19 protein-coding genes are annotated in these 21,958 nt (G+C 70.4%); 4 read left to right on the top strand and 15 right to left on the bottom strand.

All coding sequences use genetic code 11. The features are described 5' to 3' along the window. Window positions 1–3: 3 nt before the first annotated feature. From ACWDAK_RS23135 to uvrA, 11 genes are all read right to left on the bottom strand, one after another. Window positions 4–339, bottom strand: a complete 336-nt coding sequence (locus ACWDAK_RS23135) for an RNA polymerase-binding protein RbpA (RefSeq protein WP_344635217.1) — start codon at window positions 337–339, stop codon at window positions 4–6. A 171-nt stretch (window positions 340–510) separates the two neighbouring features. After that, the gene (gene secG, locus ACWDAK_RS23130) at window positions 511–747 is read right to left on the bottom strand and encodes a preprotein translocase subunit SecG (RefSeq protein ID WP_344635420.1); all 237 of its coding nucleotides are present in this window, start codon (window positions 745–747) and stop codon (window positions 511–513) included. Between the two features lie 89 nt (window positions 748–836). Then, entirely contained in the window at window positions 837–1,622 is a 786-nt protein-coding gene (tpiA, locus tag ACWDAK_RS23125) for a triose-phosphate isomerase (protein ID WP_344635216.1), read from the bottom strand. Window positions 1,623–1,626: 4 nt separating this feature from the next. After that, the gene (locus ACWDAK_RS23120) at window positions 1,627–2,829 is read right to left on the bottom strand and encodes a phosphoglycerate kinase (protein WP_344635215.1); all 1,203 of its coding nucleotides are present in this window, start codon (window positions 2,827–2,829) and stop codon (window positions 1,627–1,629) included. A gap of 187 nt (window positions 2,830–3,016) precedes the next feature. After that, complete coding sequence (gene gap, locus ACWDAK_RS23115; protein WP_344635214.1) at window positions 3,017–4,021, bottom strand: type I glyceraldehyde-3-phosphate dehydrogenase; 1,005 nt, start codon at window positions 4,019–4,021, stop codon at window positions 3,017–3,019. A 282-nt stretch (window positions 4,022–4,303) separates the two neighbouring features. After that, window positions 4,304–5,284 carry a DNA-binding protein WhiA gene (whiA, locus tag ACWDAK_RS23110; RefSeq protein WP_344635213.1) on the bottom strand — a complete coding sequence of 327 codons (981 nt, stop codon included), beginning with the start codon at window positions 5,282–5,284 and terminating at the stop codon, window positions 4,304–4,306. Then, the gene (locus ACWDAK_RS23105) at window positions 5,275–6,339 is read right to left on the bottom strand and encodes a gluconeogenesis factor YvcK family protein (protein ID WP_449806493.1); all 1,065 of its coding nucleotides are present in this window, start codon (window positions 6,337–6,339) and stop codon (window positions 5,275–5,277) included. Before ACWDAK_RS23105 ends, whiA begins: the two co-directional genes overlap by 10 nt. 70 nt (window positions 6,340–6,409) lie before the next feature. Further along, window positions 6,410–7,315, bottom strand: a complete 906-nt coding sequence (gene rapZ / locus ACWDAK_RS23100; protein WP_344635211.1) for an RNase adapter RapZ — start codon at window positions 7,313–7,315, stop codon at window positions 6,410–6,412. Between the two features lie 124 nt (window positions 7,316–7,439). Next, window positions 7,440–9,455 carry an excinuclease ABC subunit UvrC gene (uvrC, locus tag ACWDAK_RS23095; RefSeq protein WP_344635210.1) on the bottom strand — a complete coding sequence of 672 codons (2,016 nt, stop codon included), beginning with the start codon at window positions 9,453–9,455 and terminating at the stop codon, window positions 7,440–7,442. A gap of 85 nt (window positions 9,456–9,540) precedes the next feature. Beyond that, a complete protein-coding gene (locus ACWDAK_RS23090; RefSeq protein ID WP_344635209.1) occupies window positions 9,541–10,035 on the bottom strand; it encodes a Rieske (2Fe-2S) protein in 495 nt (164 codons plus the stop codon). A gap of 239 nt (window positions 10,036–10,274) precedes the next feature. After that, entirely contained in the window at window positions 10,275–13,178 is a 2,904-nt protein-coding gene (uvrA, locus tag ACWDAK_RS23085) for an excinuclease ABC subunit UvrA (RefSeq protein WP_427394592.1), read from the bottom strand. A 316-nt stretch (window positions 13,179–13,494) separates the two neighbouring features. Here uvrA and ACWDAK_RS23080 point away from each other — a divergent pair, with 316 nt between their 5' ends. Together ACWDAK_RS23080 and ACWDAK_RS23075 are read left to right on the top strand one after the other, a co-directional pair. Next, window positions 13,495–14,247: a maleylpyruvate isomerase family mycothiol-dependent enzyme gene (locus ACWDAK_RS23080; RefSeq protein WP_344635207.1), complete on the top strand. Its 753-nt coding sequence runs from the start codon at window positions 13,495–13,497 to the stop codon at window positions 14,245–14,247. 81 nt (window positions 14,248–14,328) lie between these two features. Further along, the gene (locus ACWDAK_RS23075) at window positions 14,329–14,982 is read left to right on the top strand and encodes an MBL fold metallo-hydrolase (RefSeq protein WP_427394593.1); all 654 of its coding nucleotides are present in this window, start codon (window positions 14,329–14,331) and stop codon (window positions 14,980–14,982) included. A 91-nt stretch (window positions 14,983–15,073) separates the two neighbouring features. Here the strand turns inward: ACWDAK_RS23075 and ACWDAK_RS23070 are convergent, their stop codons facing one another. The 4 genes from ACWDAK_RS23070 to zapE form a co-directional block, all read right to left on the bottom strand. Then, entirely contained in the window at window positions 15,074–16,069 is a 996-nt protein-coding gene (locus ACWDAK_RS23070; RefSeq protein ID WP_344635205.1) for a TerC family protein, read from the bottom strand. 280 nt (window positions 16,070–16,349) lie between these two features. Continuing rightward, window positions 16,350–16,928 (bottom strand): TerD family protein, encoded by a 579-nt coding sequence (locus ACWDAK_RS23065; protein WP_344635204.1) that lies wholly within the window; start codon window positions 16,926–16,928, stop codon window positions 16,350–16,352. A 243-nt stretch (window positions 16,929–17,171) separates the two neighbouring features. Beyond that, on the bottom strand, window positions 17,172–19,265 hold the full coding sequence (uvrB, locus tag ACWDAK_RS23060) for an excinuclease ABC subunit UvrB (RefSeq protein WP_344635203.1): 2,094 nt from the start codon (window positions 19,263–19,265) through the stop codon (window positions 17,172–17,174). A 159-nt stretch (window positions 19,266–19,424) separates the two neighbouring features. Beyond that, the gene (gene zapE / locus ACWDAK_RS23055) at window positions 19,425–20,555 is read right to left on the bottom strand and encodes a cell division protein ZapE (protein WP_425557548.1); all 1,131 of its coding nucleotides are present in this window, start codon (window positions 20,553–20,555) and stop codon (window positions 19,425–19,427) included. Between zapE and ACWDAK_RS23050 the strand changes: the two genes are divergently transcribed. Together ACWDAK_RS23050 and ACWDAK_RS23045 are read left to right on the top strand one after the other, a co-directional pair. Beyond that, entirely contained in the window at window positions 20,554–21,363 is an 810-nt protein-coding gene (locus tag ACWDAK_RS23050) for a pyrimidine reductase family protein (RefSeq protein ID WP_344635202.1), read from the top strand. The genes zapE and ACWDAK_RS23050 overlap by 2 nt on opposite strands. A gap of 112 nt (window positions 21,364–21,475) precedes the next feature. Further along, a complete protein-coding gene (locus tag ACWDAK_RS23045; protein ID WP_344635201.1) occupies window positions 21,476–21,934 on the top strand; it encodes an indole-3-glycerol phosphate synthase in 459 nt (152 codons plus the stop codon). Window positions 21,935–21,958: the final 24 nt, after the last annotated feature.

The following is a 21,958-nucleotide window of genomic DNA, read 5'->3' as shown; positions in this document are numbered from 1 at the left end:
TGCTCAGATCTCGCCGCGCAGCTTGGCGAGGGCCTCGGCCAGGATGGCCTCGCCGTCCGCGTCGGTGCGGCGCTCACGGACGTACGCGAGGTGGGTCTTGTACGGCTCGTTGCGCGAGGGCGCCGGCGGGTTGTGCTCGTCCTGTCCGGCCGGGAAGCCGCAGCGCGGGCAGTCCCAGGTCTCCGGGATCGCGGCCTCGGCCGCGAAGCTGGGGCGCGTCTCGTGCTTGTTGGCGCACCAGAAGGAGATCCGGTTGCGGGGGGCGGACTCGCCGCGCTCCGCCTCGCCCATCGGGCCGGCGCCTACTCTGCTGCCACGGATGGCATTGCCACTTGCCACGGTCTGACTCCCTGGGTATCCACTGCCGCCCGCCGCCATCTGCGGACGGTGGCGAAGTCGTCCCAGTGTAAGCGGGAGTTAAGGATCTGCCACCACCGCCTCCGGGCGCACTTCAGGATAAGCGCCCAGGAGACGTGTCGTCAGATCCCCGGCGTACTCGGGGCGGCGGAATCAGCCCTTGTACTTGAGCAGCAGGCCGAGCACCACGATGCAGGCGAACCAGCCGAGGCCCACGATGATGGTGATGCGGTCGAGGTTGCGCTCGGCCACCGCGGAACCGCCGCCGGCCGACATCGCGCCACCACCGAACATGTCGGACAGACCGCCGCCCTTCCCCTTGTGCAGCAGCACCAGGAGGATCATCAGCACACTGAAGACGATCAGGGCAATCGAGAACCCGAGAACCACGGCGGGGACCAACTCTCTCGTATCTTCGGCGAAGGGGCCGGGCCGCCCGAAAGCGGTCCGACCCCAAAGCCTACGTTGCTGCGGCGGCGTTAGCCTACTGCCTGCTCCCGGTAGCGCACGATCTTGACGAACTCGCCGGCGTCCAGCGAGGCGCCGCCGATCAGACCGCCGTCGATGTCCGGCTTGGCCATCAGACCGGCAACGTTGCCCGCCTTCATCGAACCGCCGTACAGGATGCGGACCTTGCCGGCCAGCTCGGCGTCGTACAGCTCGGCCAGGCGGGCGCGGATCGCCGCGCAGACCTCCTGGGCGTCCTCGGGGGTCGCCACCTCGCCGGTGCCGATCGCCCAGACCGGCTCGTACGCGACGACGATCTGCTCGGCCTCGAACGCCGGGATGTCCTTCAGCGCGCCGTCCAGCTGCGCCAGGGTGTACTCGACGTGGGTGCCGGCCCTGCGGATCTCCAGCGGCTCGCCGATGCACAGGATCGGGGTGATCCCGGCCCGGTAGGCGGCCTTGACCTTGGCGTTGACGATCTCCTCGTTCTCGCCGTGGTACTCGCGGCGCTCCGAGTGTCCGATCACCGCGTAGGTGCACTTGAGCTTGGCCAGCATCGGGCCGGAGACCTCACCGGTGTAGGCACCGGAGTCGTACCGCGAGATGTCCTGCGAGCCGTACTTGATCTTCAGCTTGTCGCCGTCGACCAGGGTCTGCACCGAACGCAGGTCGGTGAACGGCACCAGGACGGCGACCTCGACGGCGTCGTAGTCCTTGTCGGCCAGCGCGAAGGCCAGCTTCTGGGTGTGCTGGATGGCCTCGAGGTGGTTGAGGTTCATCTTCCAGTTGCCCGCCATCAGCGGGAGACGCTCAGTCATGCTTTCAGCCTTCCAGGGCGGCGAGACCGGGAAGGGTCTTGCCCTCCAGGTACTCGAGGCTCGCGCCACCGCCGGTCGAAATGTGCCCGAACTTCGTCTCGTCGAAGCCCAGGATGCGGACGGCCGCGGCGGAGTCGCCGCCACCGACCACGGTGAACGCCTTGCTGTCGGTCAGAGCCTGCGCGACGGCCTTGGTGCCGTTCGCGAAGTCCGGGTGCTCGAAAACGCCCATCGGGCCGTTCCAGAACACCGTCCCGGCGTCGACCAGCTTCGCCGCGTACAGCTCACGGGTCTTCGGGCCGATGTCCAGGCCCTCCTTGTCGGCCGGGATCGCGTCCGAGGCGACGACCTCGTAGGTCGCCGGGGCCTTGGTCTTGAGGTCCGGGAAGTCCGCGGAGACCAGGACGTCGACCGGCAGGACGAACTCGACGCCCCGCTTCTCGGCCTCCGCCAGGTACTCCAGGCACTTGCCCTTCTGGTCCTCCTGCAGCAGGGAGATGCCGACCTCATGGCCCTTGGCCGCGAGGAAGGTGTACGCCATGCCGCCGCCGATCAGGATTCGGTCTGCCTTCTTCAGCAGGTTGTCGATCACTCCGAGCTTGTCGGACACCTTGGCGCCGCCGAGCACGACGACGTACGGGCGCGCAACGTCCTCGGTGAGCTTCTTGAGCACGCCGACCTCGGTGGCGATCAGGTCGCCGGCGGCGTGCGGCAGGAGCTTCGGCAGGTCGTAGACCGAGGCGTGCTTGCGGTGCACGGCGCCGAAACCGTCGCCGACGTACAGGTCGGCCAGGGCGGCCAGCTGCTCGGCGAAGGCAGCACGCTCGGCGTCGTCCTTGCTGGTCTCACCGGCGTTGAAGCGCAGGTTCTCCAGCAGCGCGACCTCGCCACCGGCCAGCGCGGCGACGACGGCCTCGGCGCTCTCGCCCACGGTGTCGGTGGCGAAGGCGACCGGCTTGCCGAGGATCTCGCCGAGGCGCTTCGCCGCCGGTGCGAGGGAGAACTGCGGGTCCGGGGCACCCTTGGGGCGGCCGAGGTGGGAGGCGACGACGACCTTCGCACCAGCTGCGGCCAGCTTGGCGATGGTCGGCGCGACGGCGCGGATCCGACCGTCGTCGGTGATCGTGCTGCCGTCCAGCGGGACGTTCAGGTCGGCGCGGACGAAGACGCGCTTGCCGGCGACGTCGAGGTCTTCGATGGTCTTCAACTTCGGTCTCCCGGGGAGAAGGTGGCGCCTGGCGGCGGCACGGCACCGTGCCGCCGCGAGGGAGTGAGGTGCCCGCGAGCGCGGGGCAGGAGCGCTCGCGACAGGCGTTCAACGAGGCAGGGGAAGGGCCCGGGAGGCGCAACCGCCTTCCGGGCCCTGCCCCTTACGTCACGTCAGCTCCCGCAGGTCAGAGCTGGCCGCCGACGAGGGTGGTCAGGTTGACGAGGCGGTTGGAGTAACCCCACTCGTTGTCGTACCAGCCGAGCACCTTGACCTGGTTGCCCTGGACCATGGTGAGCTGGGCGTCGAAGATGCAGGAGGCCGGGTTGTTGACGATGTCCGAGGAGACGATCGGGTCCTCGGTGTAGGCCAGGACACCCTTGAGGGCACCCTCGGCGGCCTTCTGGAAGGCGGCGTTGACCTCGTCCTTGGTGACGTCGCGCTCGAGGGTGACGACCAGGTCGGTGATCGAGCCGGTCGGGACCGGGACGCGCAGCGAGGTGCCGTCCAGCTTGCCCTTGAGCTCCGGCAGGACCAGGGCGGTGGCCTTGGCCGCACCGGTCGAGGTCGGGATGATGTTCTGCGAGGCGGCACGGGCGCGACGCAGGTCCTTGTGCGGGAAGTCCAGGGTGACCTGGTCGTTCGTGAACGCGTGGACCGTGGTCATCAGGCCCTTGACGATGCCGAAGCTCTCGTTCAGCACCTTCGCCATCGGCGCCACGCAGTTGGTGGTGCAGGAGGCGTTGGAGATGATCGTGTGGTTGGCGGCGTCGTACTTGTCGTCGTTGACGCCCATGACGATGGTGACGTCCTCGTCGGTGGCGGGCGCCGAGATGATGACCTTCTTGGCGCCGGCGGCGACGTGCTTCTTGGCCGCCTCGGCCTTGGTGAAGATACCGGTGGACTCGACGACGATGTCGGCACCCAGCTCGCCCCAGGGCAGATTGGCCGGGTCGCGCTCGGCGGTGACCTTGAAGGTCTTGCCGTCGACGGTGATGCTGTCCGCGGTGTGCGAGACCTCGCCCGGGAAGGTGCCGAGGGTGGTGTCGTACTTGAGGAGGTGCGCCAGGGTCTTCGTGTCGGTCAGGTCGTTGACACCGACGATCTCGATGTCCGCGCCCTGGGCCTTGACCGCACGGAAGAAGTTGCGGCCGATGCGGCCGAATCCGTTGATGCCTACCCGGATCGTCACGAACCGATCTCCTTATTAGGTACGCCGGCCCGATTGCCGACGGGGTACGCCGGCCCTATTGCCGACGGGGTGGAATTTTGGGATGTCCCCGACCACCCACGACCCTACCTCTCCGGGGGTCGCCTGGGCACATCGCCTCTCCGCCGCTGGGGCGGAGCACGGTCGCAGGGGCACGGGGAACAGCGCGAGATCCGCGGCCCCCACCGGGTGCCCCTGGTCTCGCACTATTCCCCGCGCCCCTGTCTGTCAACCCGTTCCGCGGTAATGACCCACGGGGCAGCCCTAGTTGAGCGCCATTTCGTCGGTGAGATTGGCCTCGGTGCTGGGCAGTCCCAGCTCGGCGGCGCGCTTGTCGGCCATCGCCAGCAGCCGGCGGATCCGGCCGGCCACCGCGTCCTTGGTCAGCGGCGGATCGGCCAGCGCGCCCAGTTCCTCCAGCGAAGCCTGCTTGTGCTGCATCCGCAGCTGGCCGGCGGCGGCCAGGTGCTCGGGCACCTCGTCGCCGAGGATCTCCAGCGCACGGGCCACCCGGGCGCCGGCCGCGACCGCCGCGCGGGCCGAGCGGCGCAGGTTGGCGTCGTCGAAGTTGGCCAGCCGGTTGGCGGTGGCCCGCACCTCGCGGCGCATCCGGCGCTCCTCCCAGGCCAGCACCGACTCGTGTGCGCCCAGCCTGGTCAGCAGCGCGCCGATCGCGTCGCCGTCCCGGATCACCACCCGGTCCACCCCGCGCACCTCGCGGGCCTTTGCCGGGATGCCGAGCCGCCGGGCCGCGCCGACCAACGCCAGCGCCGCCTCGGACCCCGGGCAGGTGATCTCCAACGAGGAGGACCTGCCCGGCTCGGTCAGCGAACCGTGGGCCAGGAAGGCCCCGCGCCAGGCCGCCTCCGCGTCGCAGGTCGCCCCGGAGACCACCGCCGGGGGCAGCCCCCGGATCGGCCGTCCGCGCCCGTCCACCAGCCCGGTCTGCCGGGCCAGCAGCTCACCGTCCTTCACCACCCGCACCACGAACCGGCTGCCGCGTCGCAGGCCACCGGGGGCCATCACCACCAGGTCCGAGGAGTGTCCGAAGATCTCCAGCAGGTCCTTGCGCAGCCGCCGCGCCGCCATGCCGGTGTCCAGCTCCGCCTCGATCACGATCCGGCCGCTCACAATGTGCAGACCGCCCGCGAATCGCAGGATCGCCGAGACCTCCGCCTTGCGGCAGCAGGCCCGGGTGACGGGGAGCCGGCTGATTTCGTCCTTCACCGCTGCCGTCATCGCCATGGGCCGATCCTTCCATGTGTCCGGAAAATCCGGTCGTACGCAGCCGCCAAGAGCTCCGGGTCGTGTCGCGGCGTCCCGTCGGTCCTGGCCACCCGGCCGAGCACCAGGGCGGCGCCCATCCGCTCGGCGGCCTTCTGCAGCCCGTCCAGGTCGGCCACGCCGAAGGCGCCACCGGTGACCGCCTGCTCGTCCACCAGGATCGCATCCACGGCGAGGTCCGGAGCGTGGTCCGCGATGACCTCCAGATGGCGCTGCGGGGTGAAGCCCTCGGTCTCACCGGGCTGCGGGGCCAGGTTGAGGGTCAGCAGGCGGCGGGCCCGGGTCTCGGCGAGCGCCTTGGCCAGCTCGGGGACCAGTAGGTGCGGCAGCACGCTGGTGAACCAGGACCCGGGGCCCAGCACCACCCAGTCCGCCTCCAGCACGGCCGTGACCGCCTCGGGTACCGCCGGAGGCTCCTCGGGCAGCAGTCGGATCGACTGGACCGTGCCCGGGGTGGCCGCCACGTCGGCCTGGCCGCGTACCGAGCTGACCTCGTCCGGGCGGGCCGGGTCGTGACCGCGCACTTCGGCCTCGATGTCCAGCGGGACGGCCGACATCGGCAGCACCCGGCCCTGCACGTTGAGCAGCCGGCCGACCCAGTTGAGCGCCTCCACCGGGTCGCCGAGCTTCTCCCAGAGCGCGACGATCAGCAGGTTGCCGACCGCGTGCCCGCCGAGCTCTCCGTCGCCGGTGAAGCGCTGCTGGATCACCTCGGACCAGGTGCGGCCCCAGTCGTCGTCGCCGCAGAGCGCCGCCAGCGCCTTGCGCAGGTCGCCGGGCGGCAGCACCCCCAGCTCGCTGCGCAGCCGTCCGCTGGAGCCGCCGTCGTCGGCGACCGTGACCACGGCGGTCAGCTCGGTGGTCAGCCGGCGCAGTGCCGAGAGCGAGGCGGACAGGCCCTGGCCGCCGCCCAGCGCGGTGATTCTGGGCGCTCCGGGCCGGGGCCTGGGTCCCGCCTGTTCTCGCCGGTCGGCAGATTTGTGCTGGAGCTGCCGTACTGGCGAGTATCCCGTCACACCGACCCCACGTTCCTGTTTCATACCCCGGTGAGCGGCCGGCGGGGCGGTGTCGTCACTCCCGCAGGCTCTACTCCCTGCCCATGTCGCGGTGGACCAGCACCGTTTCGACGCCGTCCGCGATCAGACGCTTTGTCAACCGCTCGGACATGGCGACACTGCGATGCTTGCCACCGGTGCAGCCTACGGCAAGGGTCATGTAGCGCTTGCCCTCCCTGCGGTACCCCTCGGTCACGATCTTGAGCAACTCGGCGTAACCGTTCAGGAACTCGTCGGCGCCGGGCTGCTGGAAGACGTAGTCCGCGACGTCGCTGTCGGTGCCGGTACGGGCTCTCAGCTCCGGCACCCAGTGCGGGTTGGGCAGGAAGCGGCAGTCCACCACCAGGTCCGCGTCGACCGGCAGGCCGTACTTGAAGCCGAACGACATCACGGTGGCCCGCAGCTCGGGCTCGTCGTGGTCGCTGAACTGCGCGTCCATCTTGGCGCGCAGCTGGTGGACGTTGAGGTTGGAGGTGTCGATCACCAGATCGGCCTCGCCGCGCAGGTCGCGCAGCAGCTCGCGCTCCTGGCTGATGCCGTCCACGATCCGGCCGTCGCCCTGCAGCGGGTGCGGACGGCGGACCGACTCGAAGCGGCGCACCAGGGCGTCGTCGGAGGACTCCAGGAAGACCACCCGGAGTCGGACGCCGCGCTTCTCCAGCTCGTCCAGGGAGGTCAGCAGGTCGTCGAAGAACTTCCGGCCCCGGACGTCCACCACGACGCCGATCCGGGGTACCGCGCCCTGGGACCGGGCGCCGAGGTCGACCATGGTCGGGATGAGCGCCGGAGGGAGGTTGTCCACGACGAACCAGCCCAAGTCTTCCAGGCACTTGGCGGCCGTGCTGCGGCCGGCTCCGGACATGCCGGAGATGATCACCAGTTCCGGGGCGCTGTCTCCCCCAGCCTCCGGCCGGGAGGTGCCCCCATGGTCGGACATTGTCACTTCGGTTCCCCGCTTTCGGTGGTTCTGCTGGGGAGAACGCCTCTGGCGTCGCCCGGGCATTCCCGTATCACCCTGAAAGGTGAACCGGAGCCTGGGGACTGACGGGCGGCGTCGGCCGTCAAGGCGTCTCCTGCGATGCGTCGTCTTCAATGATCTCGCCGGTCGCGGTATTCACCGCAGGTGCGGCCGGTGTACGGGAGGCCAACGCTGCGGCAACAGTTTCCGCCGTCCGCCTGCCGATGCCCGGGACCTCGCAGAGTTCGTCCACGGTGGCCGCGCGCAGTTTCCTCAACGAGCCGAAGTGCTTGAGCAACGCCTTGCGGCGAGTCTCGCCGAGACCGGCGACGGAGTCCAGTTCCCCCGCCGTGAACCGCTTGGCGCGCTTGCTGCGTTGGTAGGTGATGGCGAAGCGGTGTGCCTCGTCGCGGACCCGCTGCAGCAGGTACAGGCCCTCGCTGCTGCGCGGCAGCACCACCGGGTCGTCCTCGCCGGGCAGCCAGACCTCCTCAAGGCGCTTGGCCAGCCCGCAGAGTGCGACGTCGTCGATGCCCAGCTCGTCCAACGCCCGCTTGGCGGCGGCGACCTGGGGCTGCCCGCCGTCGACCACGACGAGCTGCGGCGGGTAGGCGAACCGCCTGGGGCGACCGGTCTCCGGGTCGATCGGGCCGGAGGCGGCCGGCTCGTCGTCCGCCTCCGGGACGGCCCACTCGCCGGTCTGCTCGCGCTCCTGGAGGTAGCGGCGGAAGCGGCGGCCGATCACCTCGTGCATCGAGCGGACGTCGTCCTGACCCGCGAACCCCCTGATCTGGAACCGCCGGTACTCGCTCTTGCGGGCCAGGCCGTCCTCGAAGACCACCATCGAGGCGACCACGTCGTCACCTTGCAGGTGCGAGATGTCGAAGCACTCGATGCGCAGCGGGACGGAGTCCAACTCCAGGGCGTCGGCGATCTCCTGGAGGGCCCGGCTGCGGGTGGTCAGGTCGGAGGCGCGCTTGGTCTTGTGCAGGACCAACGCCTGCTGGGCGTTGCGCTGGACCGTGGTCATCAGGTCCTTCTTGTCGCCGCGTTGCGGGACCCTGAGGTCCACCTGGCCCCCCTTGGCGGTCTGGGTGGCGCGCAGGCCGCTCAGCCACTCCTGGACCGGCTCCAGCGGCCGGGGCAGCTCGGGGACCAGCACCTCGCGCGGGACGGACTCGGTGCCGCCGCCGTACAGCTGCTGCAGCGCGTGCTCGACCAGGGCGGCGGTGTCGACGTCCTCGACCTTGTCGGTGACCCAGCCGCGCTGGCCGCGCACCCGGCCGCCGCGGACGTGGAAGATCTGCACCGCGGCCTCCAACTCGTCCTCGGCGAGGGCGAACAGGTCGGCGTCGGTGCCGTCGCCGAGGACCACCGCGTTCTTCTCCATCGCGCGCCTGAGGGCGGCGATGTCGTCGCGCAGCCGGGCCGCGCGCTCGTACTCCATCGCGACGGCGGCCTCCTGCATCTGCTGCTCCAGCCGGCGCAGGTGACCGCCGGTGCGGCCGGCCATGAAGTCGCAGAACTCCTCGGCGAGTTCGGCGTGGTCGGCCTGGGAGATCTTCCCCACGCAGGGGGCGGAGCACTTGCCGATGTACCCGAGCAGGCAGGGCCGGCCGACCTGCTGGGCGCGCTTGAACACACCGTTGGAACAGGTACGGACCGGGAAGACCCGCAGCATCAGGTCGACCGTTTCGCGGATCGCCCAGGCGTGCCCGTACGGACCGAAGTAGCGCACGCCCTTCTTGTGCGCGCCGCGCATCACCTGGACCCGGGGGAACTCCTCGCCCACGGTGACCGCGAGCTCCGGGTAGCTCTTGTCGTCGCGGTACTTGACGTTGAACCGGGGGTCGAACTCCTTGATCCAGGAGTACTCCAGCTGTAGGGCCTCGACCTCGGTGGCGACCACCGTCCACTCCACCGAGGCGGCGGTGGTGACCATGGTCGCCGTCCGCGGATGCAGACCGGCGAGATCCTGGAAGTACGAGGAGAGGCGCTGCCGCAGGCTCTTGGCCTTGCCGACGTAGATGACCCGCCCGTGCGCGTCGCGGAACCTGTAGACACCGGGCGAAGTCGGGATCGCGCCCGGCGCCGGGCGGTACGTGGAGGGGTCGGCCATGGCTCTACCGTACCGACCCCCACCGACACTCCGGGGCCGTCCCGAACACCGGCCGGTGTGACCGGTGTTGTACGGGACCTGCCGCTCAGGCCGGCGTGACCTCCAGATTGCCGCCCTGCACCGCCACCTTGTACTCGGGCAGCGGCCTCGGCGCCGGACCGTCCTGGACGGCACCGTCCGCGATGGCGAAGCGGCTGCCGTGGCACGGGCACTGGATCTGGCCGTCGGCGACCTTGTCCACGACGCAGCCCGCGTGGGTGCACACGGCACTGAACGCCTTGTACTGGCCGGCGGTCGGCTGGGTCACCACGATCTTCTTCTCGCGGTAGACCGTGCCGCCGCCGACCGGGACGCCCGAAGCCGGGCCGACGTCCACCGGCCCGGCCGGCTGGGAGGCACTCTTGGTCGAGGAGCCGCCCGCCTCGGAGGAGTTTCCCGCCCCGCCCGTGGAGGACGACGAGGCGCATCCGCTGACCGCGACGGCACCGCCGACGGCCAGGACGGCGCTCGCGCCGCACAGCAGCGTCCGGCGGGAGGTCTCGGGCAGGGCGGTGGTGGGGCTCTCGGAGGCCTCGGACATCGGTGACGTCTCCCTCGGGTGCGCGGGCTACAGGCAGGACCGGCCGCAGTCTATGCCCGCAGTCTTCGAACCCCGGACCGGCCGGGGCCGAGCCGGGTGGCCGGCCGCGCGCCCCCGCGCTGCTCCCGACTGCCCCGAGCGTGCACACCCGGGGGCGGCCGGGAGCACCCGACCGCGCGGAGGCCGCTGCGGGGGCGCATTGGCCTACGCACGCGCCCCCGGGTAACCGCCCCCGGCGCCTACTTCTTCGCGACGGCCCGCTTCCGGGCGGCCTTCCTGGCCGGCGCCGGGGCGTCGACCTGGCCGTTGTCGAGGATGTCGCGGAGGAACTTCCCGGTGTGGCTGGCGGTGACCGCGGCGATCTCCTCGGGCGTGCCCTCGGCGACCACGGTTCCGCCGCCGCTGCCGCCCTCGGGACCCATGTCCACGATCCAGTCGGCCGTCTTGATCACATCGAGGTTGTGCTCGATGACGATCACCGTGTTGCCCTTCGCCACCAGGCCGTCGAGAACCTTGATCAGCTTGCTGATGTCCTCGAAGTGCAGACCGGTGGTGGGCTCGTCCAGCACGTAGACCGTCCGCCCGGTGGAACGCTTCTGCAGCTCGGAGGCGAGCTTCACGCGCTGCGCCTCGCCGCCCGACAGCGTCGGCGCGGACTGCCCGAGCCGGACGTAGCCGAGGCCGACGTCGTTGAGCGTCCTCAGGTGGCGGGCGATCGCCGGGACGGCCTCGAAGAAGTGCAGCGCCTCCTCGATCGGCATGTCCAGCACCTCGGCGATGGACTTGCCCTTGTAGTGGACCTCCAGCGTCTCCCGGTTGTAGCGGGCGCCGTGGCAGACCTCGCAGGGGACGTAGACGTCCGGCAGGAAGTTCATCTCGATCTTGATGGTGCCGTCACCGGAGCAGTTCTCGCAGCGGCCGCCCTTGACGTTGAAGGAGAAGCGACCGGGCAGGTAGCCCCGGACCTTCGCCTCCTGGGTCTCCGCGAAGAGCTTGCGGACGTGGTCGAAGACACCCGTGTACGTCGCCGGGTTGGAGCGCGGGGTGCGGCCGATCGGCGACTGGTCGACGTGCACCACCTTGTCCACCAGGTCGGTGCCGGTGATCCGGGTGTGCCGGCCGGGGACGCTGCGCGCGCCGTTCAGCTCGCGGGCGAGGTGGGTGTAGAGGATGTCGTTGACCAGGGTGGACTTGCCCGAGCCGGAGACACCGGTGATCGCGGTGAAGGTGCCGAGCGGGAAGCCGACCGTGACGTCCCGCAGGTTGTGCTCGCGCGCGCCGTGCACGGTGAGCTGGCGCTTCTTGTCCCGGGCCCGGCGCGCGGCCGGGATCGGGATGGAGCGCTTGCCCGCCAGGTACTGGCCGGTCATCGAGTCGTCGTTGACCAGCAGTTCCTTCAGGGAGCCGGAGTGCACCACCTTGCCGCCGTGCTCACCGGCGCCGGGGCCGATGTCGACCACCCAGTCAGCGGTCTTGATGGTGTCCTCGTCGTGCTCGACCACGATCAGGGTGTTGCCGATGTCGCGCAGCCGGACCAGGGTCTCGATCAGCCGGTGGTTGTCCCGCTGGTGCAGACCGATGGACGGCTCGTCCAGCACGTACAGCACACCGACCAGGCCGGAGCCGATCTGGGTGGCGAGCCGGATGCGCTGGGCCTCACCGCCGGACAGGGTGCCCGCCGCACGGTTGAGCGAGAGGTAGTCCAGGCCGACGTCGACCAGGAAGCGCAGGCGCTCGTTGACCTCCTTGAGCACCCGCTCGGCGATCTGCTTGTCCCGCGCGGTGAGCTTCAGCGCGCCGAGGAACTCGGCGCAGTCGCTGATCGACATCGCGGAGACGTCGGCGATCGACTTGCCCTCGACGGTGACCGAGAGGATCACCGGCTTGAGCCGGGAGCCCCCGCAGGCCGGGCAGGGCACCTCGCGCATGTACCCCTCGAAGCGCTCACGGCTGCTGTCGCTCTCCGCCTCGGAGTGGCGGCGGGTCACGAACGGGATCGCACCCTCGAAGGAGGTGGTGTAGGAGCGGTCGCGCCCGTAGCGGTTGCGGTAGCGGACCTCGATCTGCGTCCTGTGCCCGTGCAGCAGCGCCTTGCGGGCGCGGGCGGGCAGCCCGGCCCAGGGGATGTCGGTGCGGAAGCCCAGCTCACCGGCGAGCGCGTCGACCAGGCGCTGGAAGTACTCCTTGGTGTGGCCCTGGGACCAGGGGTGGATCGCGCCGTCGTCCAGCGAGCGCTCCGGGTCGGGGATGACCAGCTCGGGGTCGACCTCCATCCGGTTGCCCAGGCCCGAGCACTCCGGGCAGGCGCCGAAGGGGGAGTTGAAGGAGAAGGAGCGCGGCTCCAGCTCCTCGAAGGAGACGTCGTCATAGGGGCAGTAGAGGTGCTCGGAGAACATCCGCTCGCGCTCCGGGTCGTCCTCTGGGAGGTCGACGAAGTCGAGCACCACCATGCCGCCGGCCAGCCCCAGCGCCGTCTCGATCGAGTCCGTCAGGCGGCGCTTGGCGCTCTCCTTGACGGTGAGGCGGTCGATGACCACCTCGATGGTGTGCTTCTCCTGCTTCTTCAGCGCCGGCGGCTCGGTCAGCTGCACCGTGGTGCCGTCCACCCGGGCGCGGGCGTAGCCCTTGGACTGGAGGTCGGCGAAGAGATCGACGAACTCGCCCTTGCGCTCGCGCACCACCGGGCTGAGCACCTGGAACCGGGTTCCCTCGGCGAGTTCGAGCACCCGGTCGACGATGGCCTGCGGGGACTGCTTGGCGATCGGGCGGGCGCAGTGCGGGCAGTGCGGCTTGCCGATCCGGGCGAACAGCAGGCGCAGGTAGTCGTAGACCTCGGTGATGGTGCCGACCGTCGAACGCGGGTTGCGGTTGGTGGACTTCTGGTCGATCGAGACCGCCGGGGAGAGGCCCTCGATGAAGTCCACGTCGGGCTTGTCCATCTGGCCGAGGAACTGGCGGGCGTACGAGGACAGCGACTCCACGTACCGCCGCTGGCCCTCGGCGAAGATCGTGTCGAAGGCCAGCGAAGACTTGCCGGACCCGGAGAGGCCGGTGAACACGATCAGGGAGTCCCGCGGCAGGTCCAGCGAGACGTTCTTGAGGTTGTGCTCGCGAGCACCGCGGACGATGAGGCGGTCTGCCACTGCTTCTGGCGCCTTTCCCAAGGGAGATGGCTTCGACGACTGCGCAGCCGGCCGGCGTGGGACCGGCTCCATAGTCAAGCGAGCAATCGAGTGATTTCTTCCAGCTTGCCGCATGTCAGCCTATAGCTCATGCGTTCGATTATCGAGCCTGTCCAGCCGAGATCACCCGAACGAGTGATGAGCCTCCGGCTCCACCCTTCCCCCGCCTGCGGAAACCCCCTGCCCAGCACCCAGGTGGGCCGGTAGCGTCACCCGCGTCAACGAGCAGACACCCGTCCGGGCAACGCTCGAAACCGGCACCGCACTGGAGGAACCCATGGCCGAAGCCGAGACCGTCGCCACCGCGCTGCAGACCGTCGCGGAGTCCACCGAGCGCCTACTGCGCACCGTCGCCGAGCTCGACCCCGCCCGCGTCGACGAGCCGTCCGCGCTGCCCGACTGGAGCCGCGGCCATGTGCTGGCCCACCTGGCCCGGAACGCGGACTCCCTGGTAAACCTGCTGGAGGGCGCCCGGACCGGCCGGGACATCCCCCAGTACGCCAGCGAGACGGCCCGCGAGGAGGGCATCCGCACCGGCGCACCCCGCCCGCTGGCCGAGCAGCTCGCCGACCTCCGGGCCAGCGGCGAGCGGTTCACCGCGGCCGCCGCCAGGATGTCCGAGGCCGACTGGAGCGCCCCGGTCCGGCACCGCAGCGGCGCGGTCTTCCCGGCCCGGCAGTTGCTCGCCAAGCGCCGCCAGGAGGTGGAGTACCACCATGTCGACCTCGCCGCCGGCTACACCCCCGAGCACTGGCCCGAGGACTTCGCCGTCGCCGAACTGCTCCGGCTGGCGGGGCAGTTCGGCGTGGAGTCGGTCCCGGCGGTGCTACTGGTGGCCGAAGACAGCGGTACCCGGGCGCAGCTCGGCCCCGTCGGCGCGGCGGCCGGCCTGACCATCGAGGGCCCGGTCCGGCGGATCACCGCCTGGGTCTCCGGCCGCTCGGCCGGAGACGACCTCCGGGTCCACCGGGGCGGCCAGCCGGTGCCGGGCGCCGCCCGCGCCCTGCCGGAGCTTCCGCCGCTGGGCTGAGCAGGCCATGATGCAGATGAGCGGCAGGACGGGTGCTCGGCGCGAGTGCCCGGGACCGAATCGACGAGGAGCAGCGACGCGATGACGTACCACGGAGCGGTGAAGGTCGGCGGCCCGCCGGACGTGCGGGAGCTCGCCCATCTGATGATCACCAAGATCGCGGTCGGCCCGTTCGAGAACAACGCGTACCTGCTGCGCTGCCGGGCCACCGACGAGCAGTTGCTGATCGACGCCGCGGCGCAGGCGCCGGTGCTGCTGGAGTCGGTCGGCGAGCAGCTGGCCACCGTGGTCACCACCCACCAGCACCACGACCACTGGGGCGCGCTCGCCGACGTGGTCTCCGCCACCGGCGCCCGGACGGCGGCCGGCCGGATCGACGCGCCGGGCATCCCGGTGCCCACCGACGTGCTGCTGGACGACGGGGACGTGCTGCGGGTCGGCCAGGTCGAGCTGCGGGTGCGCCACCTGGTGGGCCACACCCCCGGCGCGATCGTGCTGGTGTACGACGACCCGCAGGGCCACCCGCACGTGTTCACGGGGGACTGCCTCTTCCCGGGCGGGGTCGGCAACACCCAGAAGGACCCGGCCCGGTTCGCCAGCCTGTTCCGTGACGTCAAGGAGAAGATCTTCGACGTCCTCCCGGACGAGACCTGGGTCTACCCCGGCCACGGCAACGACACCACCCTCGGCGCCGAGCGCCCGCACCTCGACGAGTGGCGCGAGCGCGGCTGGTAGCCCGGCGGGCCGCAGCGGCGGAACGGGGCCGCCCCGACACTCCGGGTGGAAGTCGGGGCGGACCCGTTCGTTCGGGCCGGGCCGGGCCCGGTCAGACGCCTGTGCGCTCGTGCCGCCCGGCCCGCTCGGACCGCTCGGCCGACGCCGCCTTCCGGGAGGAGAGCAGGCTGGTGGCCGTGGTCACCGCGAGGACCAGCACGATGAAGCCCAGCGAGAGCGGGATGCCGATCTCCGGTACGTGGACACCGCTCTCGTGCAGCGCGTGCAGCACCAGCTTCACCCCGATGAACCCGAGGATCACCGACAGCCCGTACGAGAGGTGGACCAGCTTCTTCAGCAGGCCGCCGATCAGGAAGTACAGCTGCCGCAGGCCCATCAACGCGAAGGCGTTGGCGGTGAAGACGATGTACGGGTCCTGGGTCAGGCCGAAGATCGCCGGGATCGAGTCCAGCGCGAAGAGCAGGTCGGTGGTGCCGATGGCGAGCATCACGATCAGCATCGGCGTCATCAGCCGCCGACCGTTCTCCCGGACGAAGAGCGCGGTGCCGTGGTACCCGTCCGTCGACGGGAAGCGCCGCTCGATCGACTTGAGCAGGCGGTTCTCCTCGTACTCCTCGTCCTCCTGGTCGGCGCGGGCTTCCTTGACCAGCTTCCAGGCCGTCCAGACCAGGAAGGCGCCGAAGAGGTAGAAGACCCAGGAGAAGGTGGTGACCAGGGCGGCGCCGCCGGCGATGAAGACCGCCCGCAGGACGAGCGCGATGATCACGCCGACCATCAGTACGCGCTGCTGGTAGATCCGCGGCACCGCGAACTTGCTCATGATCAGAATGAACACGAACAGGTTGTCCACGCTGAGCGACTTCTCGGTGATGTATCCGGCGAAGAACTCACCGGCGGACTGCGCACCCGAGTGCCACCACAGAAAACCGCCGAACAGCAGCGCCAGGGCGACCCAGACCACCGTCCAGGTTCCGGCCTCCTTGACGGAGACCTCGTGCGGCTTCCGGCCGCCGATGAAGAAGTCGGCCACGATCAGGGCGATCAGCACACCGATGGTGCCGGCCCAGAGGCCCACGGAAACGTCCATTTCTGAGTCCTCCGGCGAGTAGGCGAGTCAAACACGTCACTGCCGGAGGTCTCTTCCGCCTGTGTGCTCCCCCACACGGAGCACACGGGCCAGTGCCCCGGGGCGCGCAACCCCAGGGGAAGGGGCCCCCCGTGCTGACGGGACATCTGCGAGGGAATACTCCCCTCCGCTGCCGTCAACACTAACAGAAATTCCAAGAGATGGTAAAGAAGGTAAAGAATCCTCCGAGGGGGACGGCGGCTGACGAAACGACCGGATGAGGGGGCCGACCGCGGATCGACTACAGGTACGGCTCGATCGCGGGCAGCAGGTCCTGGAAGGTGCGGGACTTGGCCGGGGCCCCGATGGCCTGCATGCCCCAGCCGCCCGGCTCGCGGAAGACCTTCGCCATGATCTGGCCGGTGTGCGGGCCGCCGCCGGTCAGCTCGTAGCGCGCCAGCTCCTGGCCGGTGGCCTCGTCCACCAGGCGGCAGTGCGCGTTCCGCACCTCGGCGAAGGTCTGGCCGGTGTAGGAGCTGACGGTGAAGACGATCTGGGTGATGTGCGCGGGGACCTGCATCAGGTCCACCAGGATCGACTCGTCGTCGTCACCGGCGCCCATGCCGCCGACCAGGTTGTCGCCGGTGTGCCGGACCGAGCCGTCGTTGCTGGTCAGGTGCTGGAAGAAGACTACGTCGGAGGGAGTCTTCTCGGCGTAGAGCAGGGCAGAGGCGTCCAGGTCGATCTCCCGCCTGCGCAGGCCGAACAGCCCGCGCTTGGGCGCGGCCGCCCAGCCGAGGCCCATCCGGACCAGGGTCAGCGTCTCCCCCTGGCCCTTCTGCAGACTGACTCGTTGGCCCTTCGCCAGATTCACCGACACGGCACTGTCCTCTCTCTCCTCAGCCCGGCGGGCGGGTCACCCGCTGCGGCTGCACGGCGGAACACCCCGTTGCCGTCCCCCGGCTGAGGCCCCCAAGGTGTGCGTCTCCCCCGCCGGCCGATGCCCGCACAGGCCCCGCGCCCGCGAGGGAGTACCCGCAGGCCACCCTATGGCCTGCGGGTACACGGCTGTCGATGGCCTACCCGCTCACGCCGGGCCCGAGACCCGGGCGGCAGCACCAACTCAGGCCATCCCGGCCTCGCGCATCTGACGCAGCTCCTTCTTCAGCTCGCCGATCTCGTCCCGCAGCCGGGCCGCGACCTCGAACTGCAGCTCCGCCGCGGCGGCGTGCATCCGGTCCGTCAACTGCTGGATCAGATCCGCCAGTTCGGCGGCCGGCAGGCTCTTGGCCGACGTGCGGTCGCCGCCCCGCGCGGGCACCGGCGCGCCCTTGCCCTTGCCGGCGCCCCGGTAGCCGGTGGCGAGCAGTTCCTCGGTGTCCAGGTCCTCGCGGGCCAGGGTGTCCAGGATGTCGCCGATCTTCTTGCGCAGCGGCTGCGGGTCGATGCCGTTCTTCTCGTTGTACGCCTGCTGGACGGCGCGGCGGCGGTTGGTCTCCTCGATCGCCAGCTCCATCGCCGGGGTGATCCGGTCCGCGTACATGTGCACTTGGCCCGAGACGTTGCGGGCGGCGCGGCCGATGGTCTGGATCAGCGAGGTGCCGGAGCGCAGGAAGCCCTCCTTGTCCGCGTCCAGGATCGCCACCAGGGAGACCTCGGGCAGGTCCAGGCCCTCGCGCAGCAGGTTGATGCCGACCAGCACGTCGTACTCGCCGGCCCGCAGCTCGCGCAGCAGCTCGACCCGGCGCAGGGTGTCGATGTCGCTGTGCAGGTACCGGACCCTGATGTCGAGGCCGACCATGTAGTCGGTGAGGTCCTCGGCCATCTTCTTGGTCAGCGTGGTGACCAGGACGCGCTCGTCCTTCTCGACCCGCTTGCGCACCTCGTGCACCAGGTCGTCGATCTGGCCCTCCGTCGGCTTGACGATCACCTCGGGGTCGATCAGACCGGTCGGGCGGATGATCTGGTCGACCACGCCGTCGCCGCGCGACAGCTCGTACTTGCCCGGGGTGGCGGAGAGGTAGACCGTCTGCCCGATCCGCCCCAGGAACTCCTCCCACTTCAGCGGGCGGTTGTCCATCGCCGAGGGCAGCCGGAAGCCGTGCTCGACCAGGGTGCGCTTGCGGGAGGCGTCGCCCTCGTACATCGCGCCGATCTGCGGGACCGTCACGTGCGACTCGTCGATCACCAGGAGGAAGTCCTCCGGGAAGTAGTCGAGCAGCGTGTTGGGGGCGGTACCGGGCTCGCGGCCGTCGAAGTGCATCGAGTAGTTCTCGACGCCGGAGCAGGTGCCGATCTGGCGGAGCATCTCGATGTCGTAGGTGGTGCGCATGCGCAGGCGCTGGGCCTCCAGCAGCTTGCCCTGCTTCTCCAGGGTGGCCAGGCGCTCCTCCAACTCCTTCTCGATGCCGTTGACCGCGCGCTCCATCCGCTCCGGGCCGGCCACGTAGTGCGAGGCGGGGAAGACGTAGACGGAGTCGTCCTGGCTGATGATCTCGCCGGTGAGCGGGTGCAGGGTGTAGAGCGCCTCGATCTCGTCGCCGAACATCTCGATCCGGACGGCGAGTTCCTCGTAGACCGGGAAGATCTCGATGGTGTCGCCGCGGACCCGGAAGGTGCCGCGGGTGAAGGCGACGTCGTTGCGGGTGTACTGGATGTCCACGAACCGGCGCAGCAGCGCGTCCCGGTCGATCTCCTCGCCGACCTTGAGCGGGACCATCCGGTCCACGTACTCCTGCGGGGTACCGAGGCCGTAGATGCAGGAGACCGAGGCGACCACCACCACGTCGCGGCGGGTGAGCAGCGAGTTGGTGGCCGAGTGGCGCAGGCGCTCGACCTCCTCGTTGATCGAGGAGTCCTTCTCGATGTAGGTGTCCGTCTGCGGGACGTACGCCTCGGGCTGGTAGTAGTCGTAGTACGAGACGAAGTACTCGACCGCGTTGTTGGGGAGCAGCTCGCGGAACTCGTTGGCCAGCTGGGCGGCCAGGGTCTTGTTCGGTGCCATCACCAGGGTGGGCCGCTGGAGCTTCTCGATCATCCAGGCGGTGGTCGCCGACTTGCCGGTGCCGGTGGCGCCGAGCAGGACGACGTCCTTCTCGCCCGCGCGGATCCGGCGCTCCAGCTCGGCGATGGCCGTCGGCTGGTCACCACTGGGCTGGTAGGGGCTGACGACCTCGAAGGGCGCCACTGTCCGTTCGATACTCGTGATGGGTCGCACGAGTCCACCGTACGACCCCCCACTGACAACGCGGGCCGTCTCCCGCTTTCCGGGCCCCAGACGCCCGGTTGCCGTGGCAACCGCCGAAGTCCTCCCCGTCCATCGCGCCCCCTCCTGGTCCCGAGCGTTGACGCTCCGGACCAGGAGGGGGCGCGGCGCTCAGGCCGGCTTGGAGCTGTCGCGGGCGAGCGCCACCAGCCGGGATATCGCCCGCAGGTACTTCTTGCGGTAGCCGCCGCGGAGCATGTCCTCGGTGAAGACCTGGTCGAACGGCAGGCCTGAGGCGGTGATGGGCAGCTCGCGGTCGTACATCCGGTCGGCGAGGACCACCAGGCGCAGCGCGGTGGACTGGTCCTCGACCTGGTGGACGCCGCGCAGGAAGACCGCGTGAACGTCGTCCAGCAGCGCGCCGTAGCGGCTGGGGTGGACGGCCTTGAGGTGCTCCAGCAGGTCGTCGAAGCCGTCCAGTGAGGCGCCCGGGGTGCGCCGGGCCCGCTCGGTGACCACCTCGTCGGTGTACGGCGGCGGGGCCTCGGGCAGGCCGCGGTGGCGGTAGTCCTGGCCGTCGATCCGCAGCGGGCGGAAGTGCGCCGACAGGCCCTGGATCTCGCGCAGGAAGTCGGCGGAGGCGAACCGGCCCTCGCCGAGCTTCTCGGGCAGGGTGTTGGACGTGGCGCAGAGCTTGACGCCGTTCTCGACCAGCCGGCTGAGCAGGGTGGAGACCAGCACGGTGTCGCCCGGGTCGTCCAGCTCGAACTCGTCGATGCACAGCAGCCGGTGCCCGGAGAGGGTCTCCACCGCGCCCTTGAAGGTGAGCGCGCCGACCAGGTTGGTCAGCTCCACGAAGGTGCCGAAGGCCTTCGGGCCCGGGGTGGCGTGCCACAGCGAGGCCAGCAGGTGGGTCTTGCCGACGCCGTAGCCGCCGTCGAGGTAGATCCCGGCGGGGCCGCTGGGCGCGGGGGCGGAGCGGCGGAACCAGCTGCGCTTGGGAGCGGTGCCGGCGCTGTTGAGCGACGCGGCGAACTGCTCCAGCACCTGGACGGCCTCGTACTGGCTGGGCTGGGAGGTGTCCGGCAGGTAGCTGCCGAAACTGACGTCGGCGAAGCGCGGCGGCGGCACCATCTCGGCGACCAGCCGCTCGGCGGGCACGACGGGCCGGCGGTCGGTGAGGGCGACCGGGCCGGTGGTGGCTATGGCACCGGCTGTTGCCGGAGTGGCCGTGGTGTCGGGATGTGAGGCAGCGGGCACGTCAGTAAAGGGTACGCGCCCCCGTGGAAGACTCTGTCCCATGCATCGACTGATCAGCCCGCTCGGCCCGCCCCAGCAGGACGTCCGGTCCCTGGAGGAGCTGGCCGCCGTCTACGCGTACCCCGAACAGGTCCGGCAGGGCCGCCCCTGGCTGCGGGCCAACATGGTCGCCTCGCTGGACGGCAGCGCCCGGCTGGAGGGGCTCTCCGAGGGCCTGTCCGGCGACGCCGACAAGCGGATCTTCGGGGTGCTGCGGGCGCTGGCGGACGTCGTGCTGGTCGGCGCCGAGACGGTCCGCGCCGAGGGCTACCGTCCGGCCCGGGCCCGGGACGCCTTCGCGGCGGCCCGCCGGGAGGCCGGGCAGGCACCGGCGCCGGCCATCGCGATCGTCTCCCGCAGTCTGCGGCTCGACCTGGCCGCGCCGCTGTTCACCGAGCCGGTGGTCCGCACGGTGGTGATCACCACCGAGGACTCCCCCGCCGACGCCCGCCGCGCGGTGGCCGAGGTCGCGGACGTGGTCGTCGCGGGCGAGCGGTCGGTCGACGTGCGCCGGGCCCTCTCCGCACTCACCGGGCGGGGCTGGACCCGGCAGCTGACCGAGGGCGGTCCGCGGCTGCTCGGCGAGCTGACGGCGGCGGGACTGCTGGACGAGCTCTGCCTGTCGCTGGCCCCGCTGCTCGCCGGCGGCGACGGCCCGCGGATCGGCTACGGCGGGGAAATGCCTGGCGTACAGCGGATGCGGCTGGTGTCATTGATGGAGCAGGAAGGTTTCCTCTTCACCCGGTATCTGCGCTCGGCCTCTCCGGCCTCCCCGTCCCTTCCCGACCCGGCTCCGGACTCGGCCGGGTGACCCGGCCCGTACGTGGCTCATGTGGCCCGTGTGCAGCGTGAGGAAAGCATCCGCCGGGCACTATGAGGTGGGGGAACCGGACCCGGGGGCCTGCAACTGCGAAGGGACTCACGTGTTCAAGACGGTACTGATGATCGAAAAAGCGCTCTCCGACGCCGACGTGGACCTGGTCACCACGCTCCACGGGGAGGAGCAGGTCTCCTTCGTCGTCCTGATGCAGCCCCGCGGCAAGCAGGACGAACTGCTCCGGGCCCTGGACGACGTCGCCCTCGGCCACCTCGACCGGGCGGTGCACGAGCGCGAGGAGTCCCAGGCCCCGACCGTCGCGAGCGAGTCCCTGGAGCACAGCCTGCGCCACCTGCGGGAGGCCGGAGCCGAGGCGACCGGCGAGGTGGTGGAGGAGAACCCGCTGAACCGGCTGCGCGAGGTGGTGGAGCAGAGCGACGCCGACGAGGTGCTGGTCCTGACCTCTCCGCACTTCGTCGAGGAGTTCTTCCACCGCGACTGGGCCTCCCAGGCCAGACACAAGGTCGGCGTCCCGGTACTGAAGCTGTTCGCGAGCGACTCCTGAGGGTCCCCGTCCCGGTAGTGCAGA

The organism is Kitasatospora sp. NPDC001175 (genome assembly GCF_053598215.1).
Note: the sequence above shows the minus strand (reverse complement) of the source record. Positions and strands in the feature narration are given on the sequence as shown.